Below are 13,249 nucleotides of genomic sequence, written 5' to 3' on the forward strand. Positions count from 1 at the left end.
TTTGTTAATTGTTGTTCAATATCCTTACATTCTTTTATATTTTTGTTAATCACTTAGGAGGAATAAAATGAAATACAGAAAACTTGGTACTTCTGATGTAAGCGTTTCTGAAATCAGTTTGGGATGCTGGACAATGGGCGGATTGAATTGGGTAAATGGTACTCCGAATGGCTGGGCAAACGTTGATGAAAAAGAAATTTCTGAAGCAATAAATTATGCTATCGATCATGGTGTCAATCATTTTGATAATGCAGACGTTTATGGAAACGGCAAAGCGGAAAGAATGCTTTCAAGAATTCTTGGAAAACGAACAAACAATTTTATTATTGCTACAAAAATTGGCTGGTTTCCTGGAACGGCTGAGCACGCTTACGAACCAAAACACATTCGTCATCAGTGCGAGCAATCATTAGTAAATCTTAAAAGAGATTATATTGATTTATATTATTTCCATCACGGAGATTTTGGCGAGAAGGACAAATATCTTGATGATGCTATCGAAGTAATGTATAAACTACGTGATGAGGGGAAGATAAGATTGATAGGTCAATCTGCATATAGGCATGAAGATTTTGTGAAGTTAATTCCTAAAGTCAAACCGGATGTTATACAAAGTTTTGCTAGTGCTTTGGATGATAGATTTGTAAAAGAGGGTTCTCCTACTCGTAAAATGCTTGATGAGTATAGTGTTTCATTCGTTGCATTTGGCCCGGTTGCGCAAGGATTATTGCTTGGAAAATACCATCAAGGTAATCCACCACAGTTTGAAGCTGGCGATCATCGTGCAAATGCTGATAGATTTAGACCAGAGAATCTTGCAAAACTTGAACCTCAGATTGAAAAACTTAAAAACAAATTTGGCCCTTCAAATCCGGAACTATCAAGAGCAGCTCTACAATATCTTTTACATTACAAACAAGTCGGTTCAGTAATTCCGGGTTTTAGAAATCTTGATCAGGTAAAATCAAATTTAAGCGGGACGGATAATCCGTTAAATGATGAAGAATTTAATTTTATACAAAAAGTATTCTCTGAATAATCAGATCGTAAAAAATGAAAGTACAAAATGAAAAAATTATTTCTCATACTATTTGTATCATCCATTATCTTAACTGTCGCTAAAATATACCCACAGGTAACGGAGAATAACATTAACATTATTCCAAAACCCAAAAGCTTGGTTGTTAATGAAGGGACGTTCAAGTTAACATCAGATACAAAGATTTATTTTAATGTTAATTCTAAAAAAGTTGCAGATTATTTAAGCGAAGTTCTAAATCCTGCTACTGGTTTTAAATTTACTCCACTAGTTTGGAATGGTAAGGTTGAAACTAATTCAATAATTTTATCATTAACCACAACTACAAAGGATTACGGTAAGGAAGGTTATTCTTTAATTGTAAATCCATTTAACATTATGATCGAAGCCAATGAGTTAAATGGATTGTTTTATGGTGTCCAAACTCTTCGCCAACTGTTTAATCCATACATAAATTCTGTTGCAAGAGTTGAAGGAATCGATTGGGAGCTAAATGCGGTAGTAATTTTAGACAAACCTGAGTTTGTTTGGCGTGGATTAAATCTTGATTGCTGCCGGCATTTTATGGATAAAGAATTTGTTAAACGATACATAGATTTACTTGCTTACCATAAATTCAATACACTTCACTGGCACTTAACAGAAGATCAAGCATGGCGAATTGAAATTAAAAAATATCCTGAGCTTACTAAAAAAGGTGCATTTAGAACTTACGATGATGGTTCGATTTATGGTGGATTTTATACTCAGGATGATATTAAAGAAGTTGTTGCTTATGCAGAAAGCAGATTTATTAATGTTGTTCCGGAAATTGAAATGCCAGGGCATTCAACTGCTGCTATTTCTTGTTATCCTGAGATTTCCTGCACCGGAGGGCCTTTTAATGTGGGAACTCTCTGGGGAATTTATTATGATATTTATTGCGCAGGAAATGAAAAGACTTTTGAGTTTTTGGAAGATGTTATTTCTGAAGTTATTGATCTATTCCCTTCAAAATACATTCATATTGGAGGTGATGAAGCACCGAAAAAACGCTGGGAAAATTGTCCAAAATGTCAGGCTAGGATAGAATCAGAAAATTTAAAAGATGAACACGAACTGCAAAGTTATTTTATTAAACGAATGGAAAAATTCATCAACACTAAAGGAAAACAGATTATTGGGTGGGATGAGATTTTAGAAGGCGGACTTGCACCAGATGCAACAGTTCAATCATGGCGCGGAGTAAAGGGTGCGATTGATGCATCTAAACAAGGACACGATGTAATTGTTTCACCAACAAGTCACTGCTATTATGATTATCCAGTTGATGTAACAGATATGCAAAAAGTTTATTCATTTGATCCGGTTCCGCAGGAATTATCTTTTGATGAAAGAAAACATGTTCTTGGCAGTGAAGGAAATATGTGGAGTGAATATGCACCGCAAGAATTAATTGATGATAGATTATTCCCACGTATGCTTGCACTTTCCGAGGTAGTCTGGACATATCCTGCAGAAAGGAATTATGAAGAATTTAGACAAAGAGTTCAGAAACATTATGATAGATTAAACTTACTTGATGTTAATTATGGGTTGGAAACAAAACCATTTGAAATAATAAAATCATTTGATGAAACAACAAATAGTTTTAATGTAAATGTTAATCAGTTGCAGGATAATCTTAATTTAAAAATTGGAAGTTATGCACAGGAACTATTGATAAATCAAGATGATCATAAGTTTAATTTTAATATTGATAAATCTTCAAATGTTTTAATATTTTTGGATCGAGAAAATAAAAAAGTTGGTAAAACTTTTATTCATGGTTTTACTTTTAACAAAGCTACCAGAAAAAATGTTAGATTAACTTATTCGTATAGTGAAAAATATTCCGCTGGTGGAGTTGAAGCATTGACTGATGGTTTACGAGGATCCGATACTTTTCGCGGCGGAGATAAGTCTTGGCAGGGTTATCAGGGAACAGATTTTGAGGCAGTTGTTGATTTAGGTGATATATCAAATGTTAGTAAGATATCCGTTGGATTTTTTCAAGCCTCTTCATCATGGGTTGTATTTCCAAAGTATGTTGAGTTTTATTTATCCGATAACGGAAGTAATTATATTAGTGCCGGAAAGATTGAAATTCCATCAACTTTAAAAAATCCAGATTGGATACAAAACGATTTTAGTATTACTATCTATAACTCTGAAGCAAGGTTTATTAAAATCTTTGCGAAAAATTATGACGCACTTCCAGAATGGCATCCGGAAGCAGGCGGCAAGCCCTGGTTAATGATTGATGAAATAATTGTTCAATAGAATTAATGAAAACAGCAATAGTAATTGGTGCATCGGGGTTGGTTGGAAGTTTTATTACATTAAAACTTCTTGATGATAATAGATATGAAAAAGTAAAAGTATTTGTTAGAAATTCTTTGGATTTAAAACATCCAAAACTGGAAGAACATATAGTTAATTTTGAGAAATTGATTTTATGGAAAGATGAAATAAAGGGTGATGAACTTTACTCCGCACTCGGGACTACTATTAAAAAAGCTGGAAGTAAGGAAGCACAATACAAAATAGATTTTACTTATCAATATGAAGTTGCCCACGCAGCATCACAAAATGGAGTTAAAATTTATTTACTTGTTTCATCTGCCGGTGCTAATTATAAATCCGGAAATTTTTATTTGAGAATTAAAGGAAAGTTAGATGAAAAAGTTCAGCTACTTTCATTCAAACAGATACACATCTTTCGACCATCCATACTTGTCGGATTGAGAAGTGAAAAAAGACTAGGCGAATCAATAGGAATAAAAATAGCCGGAACAATTACTAAAATTATTCCGGCTCTAAATAAATATCGTCCAATAAAAGCCTCACAAGTTGCGGATGCAATTTTAAAATCTGCTAATCAGAATACTAAAGAGAAAATAAAAATTTATCAACCAGAAGAAATCCTTAAAATTTAATCTTTCTGCTGAGTCAACTTACCTAAATTAAATCTTTTTCTTTCGTTAGTATCTAAATATAGTTTCCTCATACGTATTGATTTTGGAGTTACTTCAACCATTTCATCATCTTCAATGTATTCCAATGCTTCCTCTAACGAAAATTTTATAGCAGGTGTTATCTTAACCGCTTTATCAGACCCTGAAGCACGCATATTAGATAACTTTTTACCACGCTGAACATTTACTTCTATATCATTTTCTTTAGTATGTTCTCCTATTATCTGACCTTTATAAACAACATCGCCCGGATCGATAAAAAACTTACCTCTGTCTTGCAAACCATCAATGGCATAAGCTGTTGAAAGTCCTTCTTCCATAGAAATTATAACGCCGCTTTTTACATTTCCTATTGAGCCTTTAAAAAATTCATATTGATAAAACCTGTGATGCATAACAGCTTCGCCCTGGGTAGCAGTAAGTACTTTTGTACGTAGGCCCATTATTCCGCGTGATGGAATGTGAAACTCAATCTTGTTCATTTTTCCTTTGTTTTCCATCTTCATTAATTCACCACGGCGCTGACCAACTAACTCAATAACTTTACCAGCAAATTCGGCAGGAACATCAACTGTCATAACTTCTATTGGTTCAGCTTTTCTATTTTCTATAGTTTTATAAATGACTTTTGGTTCGCGTATCTGGAGTTCATATCCTTCTCGACATATGTTTTCTATTAAAATAGATAAATGCAATATTCCTCTTCCGGAAACTCTATAAGAATCTGGAGATGCGGTTTCCTGTACGTGTAATGCAACGTTATGTTCAAGTTCTTTAAACAACCTATCACGAATTTGTCTAGATGTTACAAGTTTTCCTTCTCTACCGTAAAATGGAGAATTATTCACAGTAAATGTCATGCTAATGGTTGGTTCATCAATAGAAATTATTGGAAGGGGTTCTGGGTTTTCTGTATCTGCAATAGTATCGCCAATATCAACATCTTCTATTCCAACGATGGCACAAATATCTCCACAAGAAACTTCTTCAACTTCAAGCCTGTTCAGTCCCTCAAAAACAAAAAGTTGTTTTATAGAAATAGGATGAATTGTTCCATTTCTTTTAATGATTGAAAGTTTATCCAATATTTTAAGTTTACCCCTGAACACTCTTCCAATCCCGATCCTGCCTACATAATCATTGTAATCCAAAGTCATTATCTGTAATTGCACGGTACCTTTTTTTGTAGGTGGAGCAGGAAGATCATCAATTATTGAGTCAAGTAATGGAGTTAAATCCTTACGTTCATCCTTTAAATCTTTTATTGCCCAACCATCACGCCCGCTTGCGTATACGATTGGAAAATCAAGTTGATCTTCATGCGCATCAAGTTCAATAAACAAATCATATATTTCATCAAGTACTTCTACAGGTCTATTGTCCGGTCGATCAACTTTGTTTATTACAACAATTGGCTTTAAGTGTAGCGCTAAAGCTTTCTCAAGAACAAATCGTGTTTGAGGCATTGGTCCCTCAAATGAATCAACAAGTAATAATACACCATCTGCCATTTTTAGAACACGTTCAACTTCACCGCCAAAATCCGCGTGACCTGGAGTATCAATTACATTTATCTTATAATCTCTAAATGGAATGCTGATATTTTTTGCAAGGATAGTAATTCCTCTTTCACGTTCAAGATCATTTGAATCAAGAAATCTTTCTCGAACTACCTGATTTGTTCTGAATACGGCACATTGTTTTAATATCTGATCAACAAGTGTAGTCTTACCATGATCAACGTGCGCAATTATAGCTATATTTCTAATTTTTTTCATCGTTCTCCAAGTGGTTATAATTTTGAGGTGCTAATTTAAGTAAGTAAAGTGAGAAGTCAGAATGTAAGATGAATCGATAAAGTATACAATCCTTGATAAAAAAGATGACACAATCATTGAAACTAGACTAAACATTTGTTTTAACTATTGATTTTTTAATGAAATTTATCTATTTCTTACGTAGTAACTTTAATAATTTTCAGAGTAAAATGCACTCTGCAGTCAAATCAATCTTCTCCATAATAATCCTTTTAGGATTATTTGAACTAAACTTTTCACAAGATAAAGACATATCAATTTCTGGTTTTATTTATGATGCAACAACAGGCGAAGCATTAATTGGTACCAATATTTTAGTTTATAAAGACACAATAAATTTAAACACTGATCCAATCTATGGTGCTGCCGCTAATAATTTTGGATTTTATATGCTGCCAAAACTGAAGAGAGCAAAATACTATCTCATCTTTCGCTACATTGGTTATAAAGTTACAGTTAAAGAAATCAATTTAACTTCTTCAAAAAATGATTTGAACTTTAACGTTCAATTAAATTCTGAAAACATCAAGCTTAGTGAAATAGTTGTTGAAGGAAAAAAAATAGACAAAAATGTTTTGAGTACTATCGATATCTCACCAGATTTAATGCTTAAGTTGCCTTCATTTTCAGGTGAAATGGATTTATTTCGTTCACTCATGTTGCTGCCAGGCATAAATAAAGGCTCAGAATTATCAAACGGTTTATACGTTAGAGGCGGTTCACCGGATCAAACGCTAACTTTAGTTGATGGCGCTGTTTTATATAATCCGGCTCACATTGGTAATATCGCAAGCACTTTTAACTCAAATGCAATTCGGGATATAAAATTAATAAAAGGCGCGTTTCCAGCTGAGTACGGTGGAAGATTATCAAGCGTTCTGGATATTAAATTAAAATCGGGCACTAAAGAAAAGGAAACCGGAACAATTGGATTGGGAGTTATAAATTCTTTCTTCTCTATGGAGGGACCTTTAAAAGATGCAGCTACATACATGGTTGCTGGCAGATGGATGTATTACGATGCTCTGCAAAGGAATTTTAATAAACAAAGTTCAATTCCACTTTATAATTTTTATGATCTAAATGGAAAGATAAATTTTAACATCTCTGATGTAAGTGCATTTTCTTTAAGTGCAATGTACAGCAGTGACAGAATGTACAATCCTAAAGAAGATGATATTACCTATGATATTGAATGGAAGAATTTAAACGTTACACTTAATTGGTTGCAGATTAATTCAAAATCTTTGTTCCTTAATTCGTCTTTAAGTTACGTTAATTATGAGTTTTCATCTAAAGTAGGAATTGGTTCCGCCACCACAAGTTCATCGTCATACTTTACAAATCCAAATCTGACCGATTTAATTTTTAAGCAAACTGCCGAACTAAATTGGGCAATGAATCAAAAATTTAAAACAGGATTTGAAATGTCTTTCCATAATTATGATTTGCTTTACAATGAGTATTATGATTTGAGTTATGAAAAAGATCCATTTGCAGGTAAAAATATTAATTCGATTGAAGCAGCATTATACTTTCAAAACGAATCAGAATTTTTCGATAGGTTAAACACAAATATCGGGGGCAGGATATTTTATTTTGATGCACGAAGAGTTTTATCATTTGAACCAAGAATTTCCTTTTCATATCAAATGTTCGATGATTTTTATATCAAGACTGCAGCTGCCTTAGCCAATCAATACTTACATCTTATTTCAAGAAATGATATCGCTCTTCCCACTGATCTTTGGTACCCGGCGACTGCTAATATTGAACCAAGCCGATCAGCACAATTTGTCTTTGGTTTAGATACTTATTTTTATGAAAATTCATATCAAGCTTCTATTGAAACCTACTATCGGGATATGAAAAAACTGTATGAGTTTAAAAACTCACCAGAGATAAATCCACTTAATAATTCAATTGAAGATCAGTTTCTTAAAGGCGAAGGTGAAGCCTACGGCATAGAAATATTTTTTCAGAAGAGAGATGGCAATTTACAAGGATGGGTCGGTTATACATTATCCTGGACTAAACGAAAGTTTGATGAACTTAATGCAGGAAAAATATTTTATCCAAAGTACGATAGAAGACATGATCTCTCATTAGCTGCAACTTATAACCTAAATGATGCAATAACGTTTGGTGCAACATTTACCTATGCAACCGGGATGAGATATAATGCACCTGATGGACAGTTTATTTTCAATCCCGTTGGTATTTCAGGGCCCGAACAAGTTTTACTTGATTACGATGCACTTAATACTTACAAATTTCCAGCTTATCACAAGCTTGACTTAAGTTTTAATTATAAAATAAAAATGGCAAAAGTTGATATTAATTTATTTGCTAACTTTTACAATGTTTATAATAGAAGAAATGCATTTGCTCAATTTATTGTTTTTCCTAAAGATGATTCTGGGAATGATAAACCGATGTTAAAAAGAATTTCTCTTTTTCCTTTTATTCCTGCTTTAGGAGTTAGTATAACATTTTAAATATGAAAAATTTTGTAATAATATTATTGTTATCCTTATCATTTTTCTTTGGCTGTGAGAATGAAGAATTACTTAACCCGGAATTAATTTATAAGCAGAAGGTTGTAGTCCGATGTCAGATTTCTACTGAAGGATTTTTCCCTGGAGTTAGTTTGACTAAAACATTGCCCTTAGGAGTTAAATATGATTCTAGTCTTGCAGAGATTAATAATGCCACACTTTATTTAAGAATTAATGGATTTCAAATAGTTCCGTTACACTATGCTGGAAATGGATTGTATAAACCACTTTATGAGCTTAAAGCTCTCGAGGAAGAATATTATGAATTATTTGGCGAATGGGAAACATATAGATTTTATGCAATCACAAAGATTCCGGCAAAACCCATTATAAATTCGGTGAACTATAACACTGGTGGATTTTTTGCTGAGACTGATATAAGTACCTTCAAAGATGAAGTATACTCAGCGTTGTGGGCTGTTGATGTTGGAACTTATGAAGTTGCTAAAGATTTTTATAATATTTCTGACCCTCAAAATAATTCACAGAATAATTCTATAAGAATTCGAACTGCTGTGTATCCTATAAATTTCCAAACACCTATTTACAATGGACGCAGATATTTAAGAGTTTATTCATTTGATCATTCTTTTAGTGATTACTTTAAAACTAAAGATCAAAATGAAGACATAAACAATCCCTATGTGCAGGGATCAGGAAATACTATTTGGAATGTTAAAGGTAAAGATGTAATAGGGATGTTCATAGGAATTAATAAATCCGATTATATCCCGGTGAATTAATGATATGAAAATAAATCAAAAAATATTTTTCTTTTTACTCCTGCTTATTTTAAGTAGTTGTCTTGATGAAAATAGTCTCCTTAACGATAATATTGAACTTGATGGGACTGCAAAAATCTTACGCTACATAGAAAGTATTGGTGATTTTGCAAATACAGATTTAGCACCTGCATTAATTAGTGCGTCCGAATTATTTAGTAATAATTTACAGTATTCTATTTTGGATATAAGAGAACCTCAAGAATTTACGGCAGGACATATTGAGTTCGCAAGAAATATTTCAGTACTCAATCTCTATGAAATTGTTGATTCTTTAAATAAAATTACTCCTCTTAAAAATATAGTTATCATTTCTAAAAATGGTCAGGCATCAGCATACTTTGTGTGCTTATTACGTTTAGCCGGATTTACAAATGTATATACATTAAACTATGGAATGGCTTCCTGGAATGTGGATTTTGCTGCTGAATGGCTTGGTGCTTTAGGTAATTCCGATCAATCTTATTTGAACTTAGAGTATCCTAAAAAACCTTTTACCAATCTGCCTAATCTAGAATTCCCACCTTCTTTAATCACTGAACAAGAAAAAACTAATTATAGAATTAAAGAAATTATTAAAAAAGGATTTATATCTGGTGTAAACTTTTCTGAAAATATCTCTACTGGTATAATAAACACGCATTTTTTAGTTTGTTATGGCAAGGGACAGTTATATGGAGCACCGCGTGATTTAGGGAGCAGAGGCCATCCGGAAAATACTGTATGGTTTAAAGATACCCCATTGTTTGAATTTAGAAGTACTAATAGTTTACAGACATTACCCAACAATCAGCCAATATTGATTTATAGCGGTGATGGACAATTAAGCTCTTGTATGACTGCTTATTTAACATTTCTGGGGTATGATGTAAAATCATTATTGTTTGGTGCAAATCAATTATTCTATTTTAGATTGAATGCCGACCCGACATTAACAGAGTATATTTTTTCTATGGCTGATATAATGAACTATCCTTATACCACCGGCAATTAATATTTAATCAACCTTAACAACAACCTTTCCAATTGTTTGCCCTGATTGAAATTTTTTTACAGCTCTTAAAAGATCTTTAAAATTATATACTTCACCAATCAATGGTTTTGGAAGTTCCATTTTCAAAATATTATTTAAATACTTTTTCATCATTTCTATTCTATTCCACAAATAGATAAGATTAAAACCCATAACACTTTTGTTCTTGTCAGATAAAGAAAGTGGATCAACTTTAGGTCTTGTTAAATATTTAGTTAAAACTTTAAAATAATTTGGAGTAGAATTGTAGGTGGAATATTGTGCCGCACCGTATACTATTATTCTGCCTCCGGCACTCATTTGCTTAAAACTTTCTGAAAATATTTTTCCGCCAATGCATTCTAATACAATATCTAGATCTCTGCCGTTTAAACTTTCTTTTAATTTTTCAGCAAAATTATTATCCCGAACTATTACTTTATCATAACCTTCTTTTGTTAGAAGATCTATTTTTGATTTATCTCCAATTGAACCAATCGTGAAAGCACTAAATCTTTTTGCAATTCTGTTAGCAAAAAGTCCTACTCCTCCGGCAGCTGAATGAATTAGTACCGTTGATCTTTCTTGTATATTGCCAAGTGAGACCAATGAATAGTATGCTGTTAAAGATTGAACAATAAAAGCAGCGCCTTCTTCAAAACTCCATCCACTAGGAATCTTTAGAATATAATTTTTATTAATGTTTAAATAATCTGTATAGGCTCCAAATCTTATTGCACCCATTACTTTTTCACCAATATCAAATTCATTTACAGATTTCCCTTTGTTTATTATTATTCCCGAGAACTCTAATCCGGGAACAAAACTTCCTTTTGGAGTTGCGGAATATAATCCTTGAATTGCAAAAATATCTGCAAAATTTAAACCAATTGCTTTAATCTGTACAGTAACTTCATCATCTGAAGGAATTCCAAGATTTTCATTAATCAGTTTTAGATTATTTATTGAACCGGCTTTATTAACTCTGTATGCTAATCGTTCCATGTGATACTTTAATATTTTTTTATGTATAACAATATAAAATAATTGGGTAATAAGATGAGAATTCAAGTCAATTGTTTTAAATTTGTATCGTCTAAAAAGTCATTCCCGAACAGGCGGGAATCAAAAGCTTATAAAACCGATTCTTACTTTGGTAGGAATGATAAACAATTATCGAGGAACAAATGAACGAACAGCTTATTGAATGCGTACCAAACTTTTCCGAAGGACAGCGTCCTGAAATAATAAAACAGATAACCGATGAAATTGAAAAGGTAGAAGGTGTAAAACTACTTGATGTTGATCCTGGTTTTGATATGAACCGCACAGTTGTAACATTTATCGGTAATGCTACAGGTGTTACAGAAGCAGCATTCAATTCTATAAAAAAGCTTCTGAGCTGATTGATATGAGCAAGCATAAAGGATCCCATCCAAGGATGGGTGCTACAGATGTTTGCCCGTTTGTTCCTATAAGCGGAATTACAACTGAAGAATGCATCCAACTTTCTAAAGATGTTGCCAAAAGAGTGGGAGAAGAACTTGATATACCTGTTTATCTCTATGAAAAATCTGCTACCAAACCTGAAAGAGAAAATCTTGCAAAAATACGACAGGGTGAATATGAAGCTCTAGAAGAAAAACTTAAGAAATCTGAATGGAAACCTGATTTTGGTCCAACTAAATTTAATGCTAAAGCAGGTGGAACTGTTATCGGTGTTAGAGAATTTCTTATTGCATACAATGTTAATCTTAATACACGTGAAGAGAAATATGCAACTGATATTGCATTTGAATTAAGAGAAAAGGGGAGAAGCGCACGTGAAGGCGGCGATGGGCCGTTTTACTTTAAAAGCGAAAAAATTCTAAAGTATGAAAAGGACAAATATCCTTGTGGAAGCTGTGATTTTACTGGTAAGACAATAAATGAAACAATAAAGCATTGTCAAGAAGTCCATCACTATAATCTTGGTGAGCTTTTAGATTTAAATGGTATTGATGTGAATAAAATTGAAGGACAATCAGTTAAAATTCCCGGCAAGTTTAAATATTGCAAAGCAATTGGCTGGATGGTAAACAAATACGACCGTGCCCAAATATCAATAAACCTTACAAATTACAAAGTAACATCAATGCATCACGTTTTTGATGAAACCGAAAAACTTGCTGTAGAAAGAGGATTACGTGTAACGGGAAGCGAAATTGTTGGTATGGTCCCTTATCCTGCTTTACTCGAAACAGGAAAATATTTTCTAAAAAAACAGCATCGTTCAACTGGAATTCCTATTCGAGATATATTAAACACCGCGGTTCAATCACTTGGATTAAATGATGTATCAGAATTTATAATCGAAGAAAGAGTTTTAGGATTACCAAAAAATATTGATACTGCACTAGTTGAGATGAAACTTACAGATTTTGTTGATGAGGTTTCAAGAGAAACTCCAGCTCCCGGCGGAGGTTCAATTGCAGCATTATCCGGCTCACTTGGTGCTGCGTTATCATCTATGGTTGCAAATCTTACCGCTAATAAGCGGGGGAGTAATCCTGAAACTGATAAAATTCTAAATGAAGCTGCGGATAAATGCCAGCAAATTAAAAACATTTTAGTTAAAGCGATTGATGATGACACAAATGCTTTTAATGATTATATGGCCGCAAGACGATTGCCTAACAAAACTGTAGAAGAAAAGAAAGTTCGCGAAAGCGCTATGCAAAATGGATTAAAACAAGCAGTTCATGTTCCTCTTAATACTGCTAAGCTGAGCTATGAAGCAATTGAAATCGCTGAGACAGTTGCAAGGCACGGCAATCCAAATTCTATAACTGATGTCGGTGTTGGTGCACAAAGTGCTTATACAGGTGTGCTCGGCGGAATTTACAATGTACTAATCAATCTTAAAGATATTAAAGATGATAAGTTTAATTCTGAAATGAGAAAAAATTGTGAAGAGTTAAAAGAAGAGGCGCAGAAGAAACTAACAGAAGTTTTACAGTTTGTGGAAAGCAAATTGTAATTCTAAAAACAGAAAATTTGGCTGTT

Annotated in this window: 8 protein-coding genes and 1 pseudogene; 7 read left to right on the forward strand and 2 right to left on the reverse strand. The window is 33.1% G+C overall.

All coding sequences use genetic code 11. The annotated features are described in order from the left end of the window. Positions 1-67: 67 nt before the first annotated feature. The 3 genes from IPJ23_19210 to IPJ23_19220 are packed head-to-tail and all read left to right on the forward strand — an operon-like array spanning position 68 to position 3,996. Positions 68-1,039, forward strand: a complete 972-nt coding sequence (locus IPJ23_19210) for an aldo/keto reductase (protein MBK7632764.1) — start codon at positions 68-70, stop codon at positions 1,037-1,039. A 27-nt stretch (positions 1,040-1,066) separates the two neighbouring features. Then, positions 1,067-3,340, forward strand: a complete 2,274-nt coding sequence (locus IPJ23_19215) for a family 20 glycosylhydrolase (protein MBK7632765.1) — start codon at positions 1,067-1,069, stop codon at positions 3,338-3,340. Between the two features lie 5 nt (positions 3,341-3,345). Further along, positions 3,346-3,996 carry an NAD-dependent epimerase/dehydratase family protein gene (locus IPJ23_19220; GenBank protein ID MBK7632766.1) on the forward strand — a complete coding sequence of 217 codons (651 nt, stop codon included), beginning with the start codon at positions 3,346-3,348 and terminating at the stop codon, positions 3,994-3,996. On the opposite strand, the gene typA is transcribed toward IPJ23_19220, so the two are convergent. Then, entirely contained in the window at positions 3,993-5,813 is a 1,821-nt protein-coding gene (typA, locus tag IPJ23_19225) for a translational GTPase TypA (protein MBK7632767.1), read from the reverse strand. The two genes, IPJ23_19220 and typA, sit on opposite strands and share 4 nt — an antisense overlap. 209 nt (positions 5,814-6,022) lie before the next feature. Between typA and IPJ23_19230 the strand changes: the two genes are divergently transcribed. Genes IPJ23_19230 through IPJ23_19240 form a run of 3 tightly spaced genes read left to right on the forward strand, consistent with a single transcriptional unit; the run spans position 6,023 to position 10,186 of the window. Next, entirely contained in the window at positions 6,023-8,350 is a 2,328-nt protein-coding gene (locus IPJ23_19230; protein MBK7632768.1) for a TonB-dependent receptor, read from the forward strand. Between the two features lie 2 nt (positions 8,351-8,352). Beyond that, the gene (locus IPJ23_19235; GenBank protein ID MBK7632769.1) at positions 8,353-9,153 is read left to right on the forward strand and encodes a DUF4249 family protein; all 801 of its coding nucleotides are present in this window, start codon (positions 8,353-8,355) and stop codon (positions 9,151-9,153) included. 4 nt (positions 9,154-9,157) lie between these two features. Continuing rightward, the gene (locus IPJ23_19240; GenBank protein MBK7632770.1) at positions 9,158-10,186 is read left to right on the forward strand and encodes a rhodanese-like domain-containing protein; all 1,029 of its coding nucleotides are present in this window, start codon (positions 9,158-9,160) and stop codon (positions 10,184-10,186) included. A gap of 3 nt (positions 10,187-10,189) precedes the next feature. Here IPJ23_19240 and IPJ23_19245 read toward each other — a convergent pair whose 3' ends face one another. Beyond that, on the reverse strand, positions 10,190-11,209 hold the full coding sequence (locus tag IPJ23_19245) for a zinc-binding dehydrogenase (GenBank protein MBK7632771.1): 1,020 nt from the start codon (positions 11,207-11,209) through the stop codon (positions 10,190-10,192). 182 nt (positions 11,210-11,391) lie between these two features. Between IPJ23_19245 and ftcD the strand changes: the two are divergent. Then, a pseudogene (gene ftcD, locus IPJ23_19250) lies at positions 11,392-13,223 on the forward strand (glutamate formimidoyltransferase). Positions 13,224-13,249 lie beyond the last annotated feature (26 nt).

The sequence above is a fragment of the Ignavibacteriales bacterium genome (genome assembly GCA_016709765.1).
Taxonomy (GTDB): domain Bacteria; phylum Bacteroidota; class Ignavibacteria; order Ignavibacteriales; family Ignavibacteriaceae; genus IGN3.